A 15,686-nucleotide genomic window follows, 5' to 3' on the forward strand; every position below is an offset into this window, starting at 1 on the left:
CCCTGGCGGTGTCAGCCCGGGGCCCCGCCGTTGCGGTCGCGCGGTGTCCGCTCGATGAGGCTGGCGGGGCGCATGTCCGTCCACTGCGCCTCGATGTAGTCGAGGCAGGCCTGCCTCGACTCCGGCCCGTGCACGGCCCGCCAGCCCGCCGGGACCTGCGCGAACAACGGCCAGAGCGAGAACTGTCCCTCGTCGTTGAGCAGGGCGAGGAACTGGCCGTTCTCGTCGTCGAAAGGGCTGCCGGTCATGCCAGAAAGACCTCCGCACTCATGAGACAACTGAATTCGGGCAGGAAGAAGAGACCTCTTCGGCGCACACCGAGGAAGGAATGGCAAACAAAACACACGAGTGGAGAACAGGCACGACAGACAAAGAGCGAGGGTCGCCACCCGGTGATGTCCGGCCGCCGGGGTTACCGACGATCCGTCACGCGATCGGGCCAGGTCACCGACGGTGGGTCCACCTGGGCCCACACGGCCCGGCGCAGGCCTGGGAAGGTCGCGCTGGGCACCTCCCGTCGCCGGCAGCCGTTCCGATTAGGTAAGCCTTAACTAAGCTCCTACAAGCTTGTAGTCGATCGCTCGGTTTGTCAAGCTACCGACCGTGCCGACCTGACTCACACGGCCGTCCGGCGTACGCACAAAAAGGGCCGCCGGCCTCGGGGCCGGCGGCAGCGTTGATCGTGCGGCAGCGGTGAATCGTGCGGCCGGGAGCTACATTCCGGCGTGGACGAGCAGCTCGTGCAGATCGTAGGCACACTCGAAGGTCCACACGACGGTGCCGGCCGCGATGCCGAGCGGCAGGGCGAGCAGCCATCGCCGGTGGGCAGCGGGTGCCGCGAGGGCGGCCATCCGGCGCGGCACCACGCTGGGCGGGTAACCCATCGCCAGCAGGCCCTGGTGGCGCCGCCGTTGCCCGGCGCGGTCCTCCTCGGCGTCCAGGACCGCGACCGCGGCCCTGCCCAGCGCCCTCGCGACGTCGTCACGATCGCCCACGTCGCGGGCGGCCGCCTCGTCCGCTGCCCGCTCGACCAGGTACTCGACCTTCGCGACCATCGGCCACAGCAGCGGCTGGCCCAGCGCCGCGAGACGCACCATCCAGGTCAGCCGGTGGTGGCCGCCGGCCAGGTGGGCCCGCTCGTGGGCCACCACGGCGTGCAGCTGCCGGTCGTCGACGGCGCGCCGCATGCCCGACGTGACGACGACCCGCCCGGTACGCCCAGGCCGGGCCGGCACCGCGAAGGCCTCCACCCGGTCGTCGGCGATGATCGTGACCTCGCCATCGCCGGGCAGGCCGTCGACGGCCGCCCAGGCCGCGCGCAACGAGCTCTGGTAGCGGCTGCGGCCCACGACCACGGCGGCGAGCCCCACCGCCGTCCACACCGCCGCGAGGCCGGTCACCCAGGGAACGTGGGCCGTGTCCGCCCGCACGATCGCGGCCGACCAGCTTCCGACGCCCGCGACCCAGTGCAGCTCCGCGAGGGCCTTCAGCGTGAAGGCGAGGAGGTTGACCGCGCTCGCGAACGACACGACCAGGGCGGACCAGGCGAACGCCCGGGCAGCCGGCTCCGGCCTCATCCGCTCGGCGATCACCCAGGTTCCAACGAGGACCAACAGAGGTGCGATAACCACGGAAAAGGCGAAATGGTCAAACACCCGGACTCCTCGGGCTCTGGGACGCCTGGACCCCTGCGACGCGTGTACTGACTGACGGCGTACCCGGGAAATCGACACAACTGCCTTGCCCGGCTACCGGTTGGACCATACCCCGTCTATTCACGGCGGCTGCGGAGGATCCCAGCATTTGCCTGCAGCCCGGCCGACCACGGCGCACAAAAAAGGGCTCCGGGCATCCCCGACGGGTGGTCGGTGATGCCCGGAGCCTGGGCCTGGTGCGTACTCCCTGCACGGTGGCGGACCGTCCGCACGCGGCTGTCAGGACGGACAGCCGTCAGGGCGGCGAGCTCTCAGAACGGTCAGCTCTCCGGACGGACAGCCGTCAGGATGCGACGGTCTCCTTCGCAGCTGCCTTGTCCCCAGCGGCGGCCACAGGAGCCGGGGCCGCCGCTGCCGGGGCCGCGGGAGCCGGGGCCTGCGGCGCGGCGGCGGGTGCCACCGCCGGCGTGGCAGCGGCGGGATCGATGATCCGGTCACCGAGCACGGCCAGGTCGAAGGACTGCCGCGCCATCCAGAACCGCAGGAAGCCGGTCAGCGAGTACCGCAGAAACAGAGCGGCGCCGGCGACAGCCGCGGTGACGCCCCCCAGTCCCAGAGTGATCGCGTCCCGCTGGACCAGCGGGTCGCGGGTGCCGTGTGACATCGCGTAGGAGGTGACGGCCAGTGCCCCGCCCGCCACCATCAACACCACGCCCAGGCGCACCCACAGCTGTGGCCGGCCAGCCGCCGGGTCGGGGATCTTCAACTCCCCGAGCTCGCGGACGAAGCGGTCCGCGCGCGAGTCAGTCGTCATGTGGAACTCCCCAGATAGAGGGCGGATAGTTCGGCGCGCAGCTCGTCGGGGGCGCCCTCCCGTTGAACGCGGCCCCGCACCAGCACCGCCGCGTGGTCGGCGATGCCAAGCACCGCGGCGGCGAACTGCTCCACGACCAGGACGCCGACGCCGTGGCTGGCGATTTCGGCGACCTGCTCGTAGAGGCGGGCCACGACCAGTGGGGCGAGCCCCATCGACAGCTCGTCGAGCAGCAGCACGGCGGGGTCGGTGGCCAGGCCTCGGGCCAGCGCCAGCATCTGCTGCTCGCCGCCCGACATGCTGCCGGCGGGCTGGTTGGCCCGCTGCGCGAGGATCGGGAACCGTTCGAACGCGATGGTCTCGATCTCGTCGCGGGAGTGACCGGTGAAGGTCATCATCAGCAGATTGTCGCGGACGGACAGGTTGGGGAAGACACCCCTGCCCTCCGGGATCAGGCACACGCCGGCCCGCGCCAGATCACGCGGGTTGGCCCCGGTCAGGTCCCGCCCGCCGAGCATCAGCTGGCCGGACAGCGCCGGATGGGTTCCAGAAGCGACGTTCAGCGACGTCGTCTTGCCGGCACCGTTCGGGCCGAGCAGCGCGACCACCTGCCCGGCCGACACGCTCAGGTTCACCCCGTGCAGCACGGTGATCCTGCCGTAGGCGGCGCGGACGTCACGCAGCTCGAGCAGCGGGGGTGGCTGCGGCGCCGTCATCCCACCCGCCCCGCTCACACTGGTCATGCCGGTCATGCCGCGTCCCCCAGGTAGGCCGCGAGCACGAGCTCGTTGCGCCGGATCTCGTCGGGACGTCCGGAGGCGATGACCCTGCCCAGGTCGAGCACGTGCAGGTCGTCGCAGACGCTCATGACCAGGTCCATGTCGTGCTCGACGATCAGCACGGTGGTCCCCTCCGCGGCGAGCGAGCGCAGCAGTTCGGCGAAACGCTCGGTCTCCTCGGGGTCCTGGCCGGCGGCGGGCTCGTCGAGCAGCAGCAGCTTCGGCCGGGCGGCGAGCGCCCGGGCGACCTCGACGAGGCGGGCGACGCCGGTCGACAGGGTGTCGGCCGAGGTGTCCGCGAGCCGGGTCAGGCCGACCCGGTCGAGGATCTCGTCGACCAGCGCCGCGGCCTGGCGCCGGTGCGCGCCGAGCTCGGCGGCGACCAGCAGGTTGTCCCGCACGCTGAGGCGACCGAACAGCTCCAGCCGCTGGAACGTGCGGGCCAGCCCGTGCCGGCTACGCCGGGTGGGGCCCAGCCGGGTGACCTCGTGACCGTCGATGAACACCTGCCCGGACGACGGCCGGCGCAGGCCGGAGATCACGTCGAACAGCGTGCTCTTCCCTGCCCCGTTCGGGCCGATCAGGCCCGTGATGCGGCCCCCCTCGACGGAGATGGCGACGTCGCTGAGCGCACGCACCCCGCCGAAGGCGACCGTCACATCCCTAACCTCCAGCAATGCCACGGGCCAGCACCTCCTCGTCCTCCCGGCGCCACCCGCGGCGCACGCCCCACCATTCGACGGGGACGTCCGATGCGGTGGATCTGGCCTGCCGACCTTCCAGGGCCTGCGCGATGACCTGGGCGGCGACCAGCGCGAGCAGCGCCAGCCAAAAGGTCGTCCAGCCGTCCAGCACGTCCTGGAGCTGGAGCACCCACAGCGCCGCCAGCGCGATGCCGAGCACCCCCAGAACGGGCTTGTTGCGGCCCACCGCCTCGTAACCACTGCGCACCTCGGCGACCGCCCCGTCCGGGTTCTTGGAGAGCCCGAGACCGGCAAGGGCCGGCATGAGCGAGGTGAGGTTCTGCGCGAAGGTCCCCGCGGCGGCGATCACCGGGAAGGAGCCGCCCAGCGCCAGACCGGTGAACAGGCCGTTGCCGACCACGGTGAGACCACCGACGACCGCCACCAGGTACAGCGGGAGGCCCGCGACGAAACTGAACTGGTCGCCGCTGACCGAACGCTGCTGCATGCCGTACAGCGCACCGCCCAGACCGGCGATGCCCGCGGAGAGCGCGAAGACCGCCATCTTGGCCAGCAGCAGGTTGCCGCCGAGGGTGGCGTACGCCGCCTCGGAGTCGCGCAGGGCGATCAGCTGACGTCCGAAGCGACCGCGCCGCAGCGCCATCACCGCGATCGACGCCAGTGCCAGCCAGACGGCGGCGAACACCATCAGCTCGGAGCCGTCGTCGAGGTGCCAGCCGAACAGCGACGGCCCGGCGACGTCGACCGCCCCGCCGTCGAACAGCGAGATCTTCAGGCCTCCGATCTCGAACGAGGGCAGGGTGAAGATCCACCGGTCGAGGATGAACGCGAACGCGGTCGTGCCGAGCGCCAGGTACACGCCGGACAGCCGCAGCGCGGGCAGCGCGATCAACGCACCGACCACCCCGGAGACCACCACGGCCAGCGCGAGCGCCCACAGCTCCCCGTGCCCGCCCGCATGTGCCCAGACCGCCGCGCCGACACCGGCCACGCTGAGCTGGCACAGCGAGATCTGGCCCGCATAGCCCGCGAGCGGGATGTAGGACAGCGCGATCACACCGAAGGAGAAGATCTGCCCATAGCTGATCAGCTCACCCTCGCCGAGCAGCGAGGCGAGCACGAGGCCGAACACCACGATCGCACCGGCGAACAGCAGCGTCCCACGGACCGACGGCACCGGCACCGGGCGTGCCTTGGTGTCCCGGCCCCGCAGGCGCCGGTGCGGGAACACCAGCAGCGCCAGGAACAACAGCAGTGCGGGCGCCGCCAGCCGCAGACCGGGCAGGTACTGGTTCTGTGGCAGGTAGCCGGTCAGGTAGCTCTCCAGGCAGCCGACCACGATCGCGCCCACGAAGGTCAGCGGCAGGCTGCGCAGCCGGCCGAAGATCGCCGCCGTGTAGGCGCTGACGATCAGCAGCGACAGCTGGGCGGCGTCCAGGGTGACCGCCGGGGCGATGAGGATGCCGCCGATGGCCGCCAGCTGCGTGCCGAGGATCCAGGCGACCTTGTTCGCACGCACCGGGTTCGCCCCGGTGAGCCCGACCAGGGCCCGGTCGTCGACACTCGCCCGCATCTCGGCACCGACGCGGGTCCCGTAGAGCAGGACCCGCAGGCCGACGGCCACCACCACCGCCACGATCATGGTGATCGCCTGATGCCAGGTGATCGTGGCGGGGCCGAGGTCGATCGAGTCCGCGTTCTCGAAGAACTTCGGCAGCGACCGGGCTTCGTTCGGGTCCCAGACCCACCGTGAGACGGCGATCAGACCGCTGAGCATCGCGACGGTCATCACCAGCCGTTCGGCGTCGCCCAGGCCCTGCACCGGGCGCAGCACCAGGCGTTCGACCAGCAGGCCGAAGCCGGGCGCGAGCACCGCCAGGACAAGGATCAGCGCGAGCGGTACCGGCAGCCCCCAGCCCTCGGTGAGCTGCCAGTACGCGAACGCCGCCATCATGCCGGCCGCACCGTGCGCGAAGTTGAACACGCCGGTGGTGGTGTAGGTGAGCACCAGACCGCTGCCGATGACGGCATAGATCGCGGCGGTGCTCAGGCCCACAATCCCGAAGGTGAGGAACTGTTCCATAATTTACTGGAAGTCGCTCAGGCTCTTGCCGACGCTGGCCAGAGTGAGCGGTTTCCCGTAGTCGCCGGTGAACTTGATCTCCGGTGCGTCGCACCGGTAGAGGTCATCGGTGTCGGGCTTGAAGTCGGCGATCTCCCAGCCGTCCGCCTTCAGCTGCACGACGTCGAAGCACTTGATCGGGGCATCCGTCTCGGAGATGTCCACATCGGCCTGCAGGCCGCCGGCCGTCCAGTCGGTCTGCTCGCGGGCGGTGTCGTAGAGGCATTTGCGGGTGAGGTCGTCACCGCACTCCTGGGCCGACTTCGCGAAAAGCAGCCACGAGGAGAACGCGCGCAATGCCGGGAAGGTGATGTCGGCCTTCGGCGCGTACTTCTTGTACAGCTCCTCGACCTGCTCGAGGGCGGGGATGTCGTCCTTCGCCTCCAGCGGCGCCACGCCACTGAGGTCGGCGTAGTTGTTCTGGAAGGCGACCGCGTCGCCGCCGAGCTCCTGGAACGACGAGCCGTAGGCGTTGCTGTTCGCGTCGATCCAGTCGAGCTTGTAGTCGATCGACTTCAGCACCTGCTCCAGCTTCGCCAGGCTGCGGAAGTCACCCAGGAAGACCAGGCCCTTGACGCCCTTGCTCTTGATCGCCTGGGCGTAGGGAGTCCAGTCGGAGACGCCGACGGCCGGGTACAGGTCGTCGTAGACGACCGTGCCGCCCACCGCCTTCATCCCCTCGACGTTCTGGGCCCCGATGGTCTTGGTGACCGGCGAGTCACCGGAGATGAAGCCGATCGCGCCCGCCGAGTCCGGGTGGGCCTCCGTGATCAGCCACTTGTAATAGCCCACGTAGCGGGCGTACGAGTGGCCGGCACCGATCGCGTCGATCTGCAGGTCCGAACCGATGTTGTCGACCATGCTGGTCTGCGCCGGGATGTCCGGGAGCAGGCACTTCAGCCGCTCCTCCACACCGCCGGAGTCGAGTGCGGCGCCACCGCCCACAATGGCGAAGTCGTCGCGACAGGCCTCGATCATCCGCTGGCGGACCTCGAGCATCTTCGTGTCGCGCAGGTTGTAGACGATCTTGCGACCGTTGATGCCACCCGCGTCGTTGCACCACGAGGTGAAGACCTTCGCGGCGTCGTCGAACTCCGAGTTCTTGGTGAAACCGACATCACTGAAGACACCGACGTTGATCTCGCTCGCGGTGACGCCCTGAGCGGACGCGGTCTTCGCATCGCCCGACCCACAGACGTCCTTCAGGGAGCCGAAGTCGCCCGCCGCGGCGGAGGCGGCCTCGGTGGCCGGCGCGTCCTCGGCGCCTAACTCGCCGCCCCCGCTCCGGCCGCACCCGGCAGCGAACACGGACACCGCCGCAACGGCGGCGATGGCCGCGACAGTTCTACGCGGTTTCACGGAGTTCCTCCTCCTTGCTATCCCGATACGGCCGCAGACCGCCGCACCGCGCCAGCCCAGGCCAGGCCGCGTCAGGGCGCGGCGTCGCGGGCGGTGACGGTCGGTCCGGTCGGGTCCGGTCGGGTCCGGTCGAGCTGGGCATGGTGGAGCCGCCGAGCAGCACCGGGGACACACGAGCGCGCCCTCTCGCGTCGTCGGTCAGGGCAGGTCCGACGACAGCCCACGCGGTTCGATCATGGCGTGAGCATCGCTCGCGGTTTCCGGAAGGGATCTTCTCGGTGTGAGGAAACTATCGGCTCCCATCACGAGAATCAAACCCCAATCGTGTAGTGCCGACAGGCCAGCACCCAGGAGAGAGGCACCCTATGTGGGCACAGAAGGCCGGAGAGTCACCTGCCGGTCGGCCGGCAGGTGCCGACACCACCACACCCGCACACCGGCCGCCACGACCAACCCGAGGGCTAGCCGTTCGGCAAGCCACGCCCCGCCGATGCGGCATAGATCACCCACGTCGGCGGCCGATCCGCCGGGAGTCGGCGACAATGCGGCAATCTTGACTGCCACCGCTGGGATTCCAGCCACCTACCTGCGAGTCCGCACCCCACCACGGACGGCGCGAGCTCCGGGAGAATCTTCCGCGGGGCTGCGCCGACGGCCACCCTCGGCACCGATCTACCGGACGTCTTCCGCGACAGATGCACTCGAGGCCGGCGGCGTCAACGGCTACCCAAGGCGAAGTCGGCGCAACTCATCCGGCCGACCGCGACACCAACCAGTGGTGATGAAGTTCACACTGGCCACCCGAATCAATGCTCTCGCGTACGAGAACTACGTTTCCACTATCGGCACGGCCAGCTGGCCCGCGGGCGTGGTCGCGGGTCCCGTGGGCACGGCCGCAAGCCGACGATGAGTGAGGACGGGGAACTCGGCACGGACCGCCGCGAGCCGTGCCGGGTCGAGCTCCGCCCGCAGCATCCCCGCCGCGGTGTCACCACGGGCGAGGACCACACCCCACGGATCGACGACAAGGCTCGTGCCGGCCAGCTCAACACCGGAATGGCTGCCGGCCGCGTTGCAGGCGACCACGAAGACCTGGTTCTCGACGGCTCTGGCCCGCAACAGCAGCTCCCAGTGCTCCAGGCGGGCCATCGGCCAGGCCGACACGACCACGACCAGTTCGGCGCCGCCGTCGACGAGCAGCCGGAACAGCTCCGGGAACCGAAGGTCGTAGCAGGTGGCGACACCCAGGCCGCCCCACGGCGTGCCCGCCACCAAGACCTCGTCGCCGGCGGTGAGCAGTCGCGCCTCCGCCGACTGGTATCCGAACAGGTGGATCTTCCGGTACCGGCCACGGAGGCCGCCGTCCGGCCCGATCACCGCGGTGGTGTTGTGCAGCGCTCCGCTCTCGCCGCGTTCGACCAGGCTGCCGGCGACGAGATGGAAGCCGCGCCGCGCGGCCGTCGCACGCAACGCCGAGACTGCGGGACCGGCCAGCGCCTGGGCATCCGCCTCGTAGCGGTCGAAGTGGAAGTACCCGGTCGCCCACAGCTCGGGCAGCACGACCAGATCCGTCTCGTCCGGATCGAGGGCCTCCAACGCGGCCAGCACTCGTTCCGTCCTGGCTGGTGTGCTCTCCCCGTCCGGCGAGGCGACCTGCAGGAGCACGGCCCGCAGGGGCGGCGGGCTCGCCTGATCCGTGCTGACCACATCGGCTCCGTTCGCTCACGTTCCGCGGCCGACACCCTATGTTGATGGCCCAGCCGACCGACAGCGCGCCGGCGCCGGGCACCGCCGCGCCCCGGACCGGCCCGGCGAGTCCGGCGGTCATCAGTCGGACAGCATCGCCGGTTCCGGTGGAAACGCCGGAGATGGCAAAGTGGGGCCTATGTCAACACCACCCGGCTGGTACGACGATCCATCAGGGGAACCCGGCACCCGCTGGTGGGACGGCAACGCGTGGACCAGCCACACGCAGCCCGCGTCGCCGCCGCACCAGCAGGCCACCGCACCGGCACCGCTCGGGCCGGGGACCGCACCGGCGGGCCAGACGCCGGTCCAGCAGCAGCACCAGCAGCAGTATGGGCAGCAGCCGTACGGGCAGCCGCCGGCCCAGCAGGTTGCGGCGCAGCAGCCGCCGGGTGGCTGGGGCGGGCCGCAGGGCTACCAGCCTCCGCCCGTCCAGACCAGCGCCACACCGGAACGGATCCAGCGGCAGGTCCATGAGCGTGCCGGTGTGCACGTGCCCGCGCAGGGCGGCGGCACGTTGTTCAGCGAGCCCGTCCTTGTCGTCAACCAGAAGACGAAGCTCATCGAGCTGACCAACGAGTACGCCGTCTTCAACCAGCAGGGAACCCAGATCGGCTCGGTCGTGGAGGTCGGCCAGAGCGCGCTGAAGAAGGCCGTGCGGCTCGTCGGGTCGATCGACCAGTACTTCACGCACCGGCTGGAGGTGCGCGACACCGCCGGGGTTCCGCAGCTGGTGCTCACCCGGCCGAGGAAGCTGCTCAAGTCAAAGGTCATCGTGGAGCTGCCGGACGGCCGCGAGATCGGCCGCATCGCCCAGCAGAACGTCTTCGGCAAGATCCGGTTCAGCCTGGAGGCCGACGGCGTGAGCGTCGGCATGATCAAGGCCGAGAACTGGCGGGCGTGGAACTTCTCCATCGTCGACCAGACCGACACCGAGGTCGCCCGGGTGACCAAGACCTGGGAAGGCCTGGCGCGCACCCTGTTCACCTCGGCGGACAACTACGTCGTCCAGCTGCACCGCCCACTGCCCCAGCCGATGCTCAGTCTGGTCGTCGCCTCCGCGCTGACCATCGACACCGCGCTCAAGCAGGATTCCCGAGGCTTCAACTAAGCAGGTTCACCCCGCGGAGCAGGTTCATCCCGACCTGTTCCGGATGCCCTCGCCGCCCGCGGAGGTTCGGCGCGCCACCACGGCGCACCGAACCTCCGGCCGCCCTCAGGCGGTCTTCGCGTCGCCGAGCTCGAAACTGAAGCTGGTGCTGTCACCGTCAACACCGTCGACCGTGACGTTCACCGGGTAGCTGGTGGAGTCGGCCGGATCGGTGAGCGTGCACTGCAGGGTCGCTCCCGCCTTTGCCCGCAACGCACTCGGGCAGTCGACAGCGAGGTCGGTGCGGTCGAACTGGCTGCCGAAGTTCGTCATGATCTGCTGTTCGACCTCCTCCTCGCTGACGGCCGTCAGACCGACCAGGTCGAGCCCGAACTTCGTGTCCGCCCCGTCGACGGTGTTGACGGTGACGTTCACCGGGTAGGTCGTGCCATCCCCTGGATCTGTCAGCTGGCACTGCATCGTCGTGCCCACCTCGGCCCGCAGCGAGTCGGGGCAGTCGACAGCGGGATTCTGGCCCGGGAACAGCGCACCGAACTTCGCGACGATCTCCTGCTCGACGTCCCCCGAGGCCACCTCGCGCCCGCCCAGGGAGACCGAGCCCTCACAGCCCACCAGCAGCAGTGCGGCCAGCAGGCCGCCACCGACCACCGCGAACCGCGCCCCACGCCGAGTGGTCCGGATGTTCCCAGTCATTCCAGTCCCCTTCCCAGTCAGCCGAAACTCCCACCGGGATGGATTTCGGCATACGCCGGTCCGGCACCCACGCAGAATGCGCCGGACCGAACCGTCGAAGAATTCGCTGCCAACGGGGCGGAATTTTGACCGCGACCCCCACGCGGCGCCCCGTCGTCAAGGTAGCAGGAGATAAGAGGGGTTCAGCCGGTAAAACAATGTCACTACTGCGACAACGGCAAAAGGAAACCGGCAGCCGACATCCTCGCTGTCGGCTGCCGGATGGACAGGGCGCGCGGGCATTCCGGCCGCCCGCCACGCGTCCAGCGAGGCTCACAGCGACCGCACAGCCTGCGCACAGCGCGGCCTCGGGTGCGCCCGGCACCCTTCGAAGTGGCAGACACCGGTAACGGGACACGAACGACCGACCCGACCCGACGGACGACATGCGAAGTGGAGCAATGATGCAGGAGCGCGACCCCGCCAGAAGGCCGATACTCCCGGGGCTGGCGCAGCGCCCCGCCGCGGACGCTGTCGACCAGGACACCGCCGCCGGCCTCGGCATCCTGGTGAACCGGCGCCGGATGCTGACCTTCCTGGGTGTGGGGGCCGCTTCAGCGGGACTCGCCGCCTGCGGAGGATCGACCGACTCGACCGACTCGTCCGGCACCGGCGGCGCCACCGCGGCGAGTTCCAACAGCGCGGAGATCCCTGAGGAGACCGCCGGCCCCTATCCAGGTGACGGGTCCAACGGGCCCGACGTCCTGGAGCAGGACGGCATCATCCGCAGTGACATCAGAAGCAGTTTCGGTGACGCCAGCGGGACCGCCGAGGGAATCCCGATGACACTGGAGCTGACGATCACGGACCTCGCCAACAGTGCCGCGCCGTTCGCCGGAGCGGCGGTGTACGTATGGCACTGCGACCGCGACGGAAAGTATTCGCTGTACAGCGAGGGAATCACCGGCGAGAACTATCTGCGCGGCGTCCAGGTGGCAGACGAGAGCGGCGTGGTCCGCTTCACGAGCATCTTCCCGGCCTGCTATTCCGGGCGCTGGCCGCACATCCACTTCGAGGTGTATCCCGACCAGTCCTCCATCACGGACTCCACCAAGGCGATCGCCACCTCACAGGTCGCGCTGCCGAAGGAGATCTGCGACGCGGCCTACACCGAGACCGGGTACGAGCAGTCGGTGACCAACCTGGCCCAGGTCACCCTCGACAACGACAACGTCTTCGGTGACGACTCCGCCGCACGCCAGCTCGGAACCGTGACGGGCAGCGCCACCGCGGGCTACCAGGTCTCGCTCACCGCCGGCGTCGACACGACGACTGCCGCGGGCGGCGGAGGCCAGGCCGCCGCGGCAGGCGGCTCCGAAGGCAGCGCAGAAGGCGGAGCGGGAGGCGGCCAGCCGGGTGGCTACGGCGCGCCGGGCGGGGCATCCGGCAACGGTGGCGGCGCACCTGGCGGACAGCCCCCCTCGGGAGCGCCGGGAGGGCAGGCGGGCTACGGAGCACCCGGCGGACAGCCGCCGTCGGGAGCGCCCGGCGGGCAGGCCCCGAGCGCCTGAGGCCGCGGGGCCCGGGGCGGTCCGCCGGATCGCCCCAACCGGCAGGTCGGACGTCGGGCGGCTGGTCGGGGACGTCGGGCGGCTGGTCAGAGATCGGGGCCTGACGACCGGTCGCCGGCGTCGCCGTCCAGCTCGCCACCCGCGGGCGCGGGCGCGGGCCCGCGCAGCAGCGCGGCGCGCGCGTCATCCAGCGTGTCGGCCACATGCTTGAGCGAGACGGTCACCGCTCGGCCCACATCACGCGCCCGGTAGGCGCTCACCAGTTCGTGGTGGTCGTGGTCCCCACGTTCCCGCCGCCCGCTGTCGCCCCCGAGCGAGACGCCGACGTAGAGCGTCGACAGATCGGACATCCGGGTCAGGATCTCCAGCAGGTGGGCGCGCCGGCACGGCGCGATCAGCACCGCGTGGAACCTGCGGTTGAGGTCCACCCATTCGGCCGGGTCGCTGGTGGCCTCCATCGCGGCACCCAGCGCCTCGGCCTCGGCGAGATCGCTGTTCGTGGCGCGGTCGACCGAGCCCTGCACCGCCGGCGGGGTCAGGCGGGTGCGGATCTCGTAGATCTCCTCGAGCTCGGCGAGCGTCGGTGAATGCACGGTGGCGCCCCGGTAGGGGTCGAAGTCGACGAGCCCCTCCCCGACAAGGTCCCGCAGCGCCTCCCGCACCGGCGTCACGCTGACCCGCAGCCGCCTCGCCAGGTCCGCCTGGACGAGCCGGGTGCCGGCCGGCAGCACGCCGATGAGGATCGCACGCCGCAGCCGGTCGATGACGTCCCGGTGCGTGGTCCGAGCAGTCCCGACCCCGAGGTCGCCCACTGCCGCCATACCGTCCAAGGCCGCCACGCGACGCCCCCTCTCCCGTGCAAGCGGACGGATGCCATTTCATATCAGATTTCATGCACCAACAAGCCGTCCGGCGGTGTCGGTCAGGTTACGGGTCAGGTTGTGAGCGATCCGCCTGCGCAGCAGAACGGCTACCCACAACCACCCATCCACTGACCCGCCGCCATGCCGGGCTCACCGGGCGCCGCGCCGCCGGCCACCCCGTCTAGTGCCCGGCGGGCCCGGGCGCCAGCACCGCGAGTCGAGGCGGCGAAGTCGTTCGGACGAAGCCGTGGATCGATCCGACCAGCACATATTATATGATGCATCGCCATCGGGTACATCGTGCGCGACATCGCCGTTGACGCCGTTCGAGCCCATCGCGCACCACCGCTTCTGCCATCGCCTTCCCCCACCGTCTTCGCCAGGAGGTCCGTCTGTGAGGCTCGCCAGGATCGGCGCGGAACCGGAACGCTGGGCGCTCGTCGAGGGCGACGGACTCGTCGAGATCGCCGAGACGCTCACCGAGCTCATCGCCGGAGCGGCGCCGACCGCGACCGGACGCCGGCTCGACCCGGCCCACACCACCCTGCTCGCGCCCGTCTCGGGACACTGCCGCGGGGTGTTCTGCACCGGCATCAACTACACAGCCCACCAGCAGGAGTCCGCCGAGGCGTTCTCCGCCACGGTGCCGCCGCATCCGATCATCTTCTTCAAGACGGTCTCGGCACTGTGCGGCCCGTACGACGAGCTTCCGCTCGACCCGGCGGTGTCGCCGGAGTTCGACTGGGAGGGCGAGCTCGGTGTCGTGATCGGCACCGGCGGCCGGGACATCCCGGTGGCGCGCGCACTCGAGCACGTCTTCGCCTACACGGTCGTCAACGACATCACCGCGCGTGACATCCAGCGCCGTCACCAGCAGTGGCACCTGGGCAAGAACGTCGACGCGGCCACCCCGGTCGGGCCCTGGCTGGTCACCGCCGACGAGTTCGCCGACGGCGCCCTCCCCGCGGACACCGTCGTCGAGCTGCGGGTGAACGGCGTCGCCAAGCAGCGCGCGGTCACCGCCGACATGATCTTCGATGTCGCCACCCAGATCTCGGTGATCTCCGCGACGACCGCGCTGCTGCCCGGGGACGTCATCAGCACGGGCACACCCGCCGGCGTCGGCTTCACCCGCACGCCCCCGGAGTTCCTCGCCGACGGCGACATCGTCGAGACCGAGGTCACCGGGGTCGGTCTCCTGCGCAACGTCGTCCGGGCCGGGGCGCGCACCCCCGTGACCACCGGCGCCGCCATCTCCCTCACCTCCGCTCCCACCGCCTCCTCCGCCCCCACCGCACGAAAGGTCAGCGTGTGATGAGCGTCGACAGCGCCACCGCCGAGCAGACTCCGCCCGTCGCGGTGCCGGCCCATCGCCCCGTGGACGCCGTCACCGTCGGGCTGCCCTCGCTCGGGCTGTACAGCCACGCCGTGCGCGCACCCCGGGACCACCAGCTCGTCTGCGTGAGCGGGCAGCTCAGCGTCACCCCGGACGGCGTCTCGGTCGGCGTGGGCGACTTCGACACCCAGATGCGCACCGTCCTGGGCAACCTGCGGTCCGTGCTGGCCAGCGCCGGCGCGGCCCCGACGGACCTGCTCAAGATGACGACCTATCTGGTGAGTGCCGACCTGATCGACGACTTCTACCGGGTGCGCGAGACCGTCTTCGCGGACTGGTTCCCCGACGGGGTCTTCCCGGGGAACACCCTGCTCGTGGTGTCCCGCCTGGTTCGGCCCGAGTTCCTCATCGAGATCGAGGCACTCGCCGTCGCTCCGGACTCCCCCGGGCCGGCCACGACCGGGCCAGGCGCCCCGGCCCAGGCGAGCACCGATGCCTGAGCCGGTCGTCACCGAGTTTCCCAGCGGCTGCCGGGTGGTCTCAGGAGGCCTCGAGGCCGACAACTCCGCCGCCGCGGCCGGCGGCTCCGGGGGCCTCGCCAGGGGCAGCGCCCTGTCGGAGGGCGGCATGTGGCTGGGGATCAGTGAGCTGCCCGCCGGCCATGCCTCGACGCTGCACCATCACGACGGCCAGACCACCATCGTCTACCTGGTCCGCGGCGAGATGACCTTCCTGGTCGAGCGCGGGGACGGCGGGACGGACGAGTTCACCGCGCGGGCCGGCGAGATCACCGCGATTCCGGGTGGTCTGCGTCATCGCGAGGAGAACCGCGGAACGGGTCCGTGCCTGTGCGTGGTGGTGCGCAACGCCGACCAGCCGCGGGTGGTGAACCTCGAGTAGCCGTCGTGCGGGCGTCCTGTCACCGCATCACGACCCGTCCAGCAGATCGGACTT

General features: G+C 70.5%; 15 protein-coding genes. 5 read left to right on the plus strand and 10 right to left on the minus strand.

Going from position 1 to position 15,686, the window contains the following annotated elements; translation table 11 throughout:
• Positions 1–11 precede the first annotated feature (11 nt).
• The 8 genes from AWX74_RS05635 to AWX74_RS05670 all read right to left on the minus strand — a co-directional run bounded on the left by AWX74_RS05635 (position 12) and on the right by AWX74_RS05670 (position 9,140).
• The gene (locus AWX74_RS05635) at positions 12–248 is read right to left on the minus strand and encodes an MbtH family protein (RefSeq protein ID WP_091272316.1); all 237 of its coding nucleotides are present in this window, start codon (positions 246–248) and stop codon (positions 12–14) included.
• A gap of 465 nt (positions 249–713) precedes the next feature.
• Complete coding sequence (locus AWX74_RS05640; protein ID WP_131799406.1) at positions 714–1,613, minus strand: M48 family metalloprotease; 900 nt, start codon at positions 1,611–1,613, stop codon at positions 714–716.
• 385 nt (positions 1,614–1,998) lie between these two features.
• Entirely contained in the window at positions 1,999–2,469 is a 471-nt protein-coding gene (locus AWX74_RS05645; protein ID WP_091272320.1) for a hypothetical protein, read from the minus strand.
• Positions 2,466–3,221 (minus strand): ABC transporter ATP-binding protein, encoded by a 756-nt coding sequence (locus AWX74_RS05650; protein ID WP_193209663.1) that lies wholly within the window; start codon positions 3,219–3,221, stop codon positions 2,466–2,468. The genes AWX74_RS05645 and AWX74_RS05650 overlap by 4 nt, the downstream gene beginning before the upstream one ends.
• On the minus strand, positions 3,218–3,931 hold the full coding sequence (locus tag AWX74_RS05655; RefSeq protein WP_091272322.1) for an ABC transporter ATP-binding protein: 714 nt from the start codon (positions 3,929–3,931) through the stop codon (positions 3,218–3,220). The genes AWX74_RS05650 and AWX74_RS05655 overlap by 4 nt, the downstream gene beginning before the upstream one ends.
• On the minus strand, positions 3,912–6,035 hold the full coding sequence (locus tag AWX74_RS05660; RefSeq protein WP_091272324.1) for a branched-chain amino acid ABC transporter permease: 2,124 nt from the start codon (positions 6,033–6,035) through the stop codon (positions 3,912–3,914). The genes AWX74_RS05655 and AWX74_RS05660 overlap by 20 nt, the downstream gene beginning before the upstream one ends.
• A gap of 3 nt (positions 6,036–6,038) precedes the next feature.
• Positions 6,039–7,433 carry an ABC transporter substrate-binding protein gene (locus AWX74_RS05665; RefSeq protein WP_091272326.1) on the minus strand — a complete coding sequence of 465 codons (1,395 nt, stop codon included), beginning with the start codon at positions 7,431–7,433 and terminating at the stop codon, positions 6,039–6,041.
• A gap of 828 nt (positions 7,434–8,261) precedes the next feature.
• On the minus strand, positions 8,262–9,140 hold the full coding sequence (locus AWX74_RS05670; protein ID WP_091272329.1) for a carbon-nitrogen family hydrolase: 879 nt from the start codon (positions 9,138–9,140) through the stop codon (positions 8,262–8,264).
• A gap of 178 nt (positions 9,141–9,318) precedes the next feature.
• Between AWX74_RS05670 and AWX74_RS05675 the strand changes: the two genes are divergently transcribed.
• On the plus strand, positions 9,319–10,290 hold the full coding sequence (locus AWX74_RS05675; RefSeq protein ID WP_207550258.1) for a phospholipid scramblase-related protein: 972 nt from the start codon (positions 9,319–9,321) through the stop codon (positions 10,288–10,290).
• A 105-nt stretch (positions 10,291–10,395) separates the two neighbouring features.
• On the opposite strand, the gene AWX74_RS05680 is transcribed toward AWX74_RS05675, so the two are convergent.
• Positions 10,396–10,983: a DUF4333 domain-containing protein gene (locus tag AWX74_RS05680; protein ID WP_091272333.1), complete on the minus strand. Its 588-nt coding sequence runs from the start codon at positions 10,981–10,983 to the stop codon at positions 10,396–10,398.
• 440 nt (positions 10,984–11,423) lie between these two features.
• On the opposite strand from AWX74_RS05680, the gene AWX74_RS05685 reads away from it, so the two are divergent.
• On the plus strand, positions 11,424–12,533 hold the full coding sequence (locus tag AWX74_RS05685; protein WP_397311294.1) for an intradiol ring-cleavage dioxygenase: 1,110 nt from the start codon (positions 11,424–11,426) through the stop codon (positions 12,531–12,533).
• Positions 12,534–12,619: 86 nt separating this feature from the next.
• Here the strand turns inward: AWX74_RS05685 and AWX74_RS05690 are convergent, their stop codons facing one another.
• Positions 12,620–13,372, minus strand: coding sequence for a GntR family transcriptional regulator (locus AWX74_RS05690; RefSeq protein ID WP_131799407.1), 753 nt, complete (start codon positions 13,370–13,372; stop codon positions 12,620–12,622).
• A gap of 418 nt (positions 13,373–13,790) precedes the next feature.
• On the opposite strand from AWX74_RS05690, the gene AWX74_RS05695 reads away from it, so the two are divergent.
• From AWX74_RS05695 to AWX74_RS05705, 3 genes are read left to right on the plus strand one after another with little or no spacing between them, the layout of a single operon-like run.
• Positions 13,791–14,711: a fumarylacetoacetate hydrolase family protein gene (locus tag AWX74_RS05695; RefSeq protein ID WP_114476363.1), complete on the plus strand. Its 921-nt coding sequence runs from the start codon at positions 13,791–13,793 to the stop codon at positions 14,709–14,711.
• Positions 14,711–15,232, plus strand: a complete 522-nt coding sequence (locus tag AWX74_RS05700) for a RidA family protein (protein ID WP_091272341.1) — start codon at positions 14,711–14,713, stop codon at positions 15,230–15,232. The genes AWX74_RS05695 and AWX74_RS05700 overlap by 1 nt, the downstream gene beginning before the upstream one ends.
• Entirely contained in the window at positions 15,225–15,632 is a 408-nt protein-coding gene (locus AWX74_RS05705) for a cupin domain-containing protein (protein ID WP_091272343.1), read from the plus strand. The genes AWX74_RS05700 and AWX74_RS05705 overlap by 8 nt, the downstream gene beginning before the upstream one ends.
• Positions 15,633–15,686: the final 54 nt, after the last annotated feature.

It is taken from the genome of Parafrankia irregularis (genome assembly GCF_001536285.1).
Classification (GTDB): Bacteria; Actinomycetota; Actinomycetes; order Frankiales; family Frankiaceae; genus Parafrankia; species Parafrankia irregularis.

What these genes read in the sequence shown, in the direction of transcription:
- AWX74_RS05635 (WP_091272316.1), bottom strand. Translation starts at nt 248, where the DNA reads ATGACCGGCAGCCCTTTCGACGACGAGAACGGCCAGTTCCTCGCCCTG.
- AWX74_RS05645 (WP_091272320.1), bottom strand. Translation starts at nt 2,469, where the DNA reads ATGACGACTGACTCGCGCGCGGACCGCTTCGTCCGCGAGCTCGGGGAG.
- AWX74_RS05650 (WP_193209663.1), bottom strand. Translation starts at nt 3,221, where the DNA reads ATGACCGGCATGACCAGTGTGAGCGGGGCGGGTGGGATGACGGCGCCG.
- AWX74_RS05660 (WP_091272324.1), bottom strand. Translation starts at nt 6,035, where the DNA reads ATGGAACAGTTCCTCACCTTCGGGATTGTGGGCCTGAGCACCGCCGCG.
- AWX74_RS05675 (WP_207550258.1), top strand. Translation starts at nt 9,319, where the DNA reads ATGTCAACACCACCCGGCTGGTACGACGATCCATCAGGGGAACCCGGC.
- AWX74_RS05680 (WP_091272333.1), bottom strand. Translation starts at nt 10,983, where the DNA reads ATGACTGGGAACATCCGGACCACTCGGCGTGGGGCGCGGTTCGCGGTG.
- AWX74_RS05685 (WP_397311294.1), top strand. Translation starts at nt 11,424, where the DNA reads ATGATGCAGGAGCGCGACCCCGCCAGAAGGCCGATACTCCCGGGGCTG.
- AWX74_RS05700 (WP_091272341.1), top strand. Translation starts at nt 14,711, where the DNA reads ATGAGCGTCGACAGCGCCACCGCCGAGCAGACTCCGCCCGTCGCGGTG.
- AWX74_RS05705 (WP_091272343.1), top strand. Translation starts at nt 15,225, where the DNA reads ATGCCTGAGCCGGTCGTCACCGAGTTTCCCAGCGGCTGCCGGGTGGTC.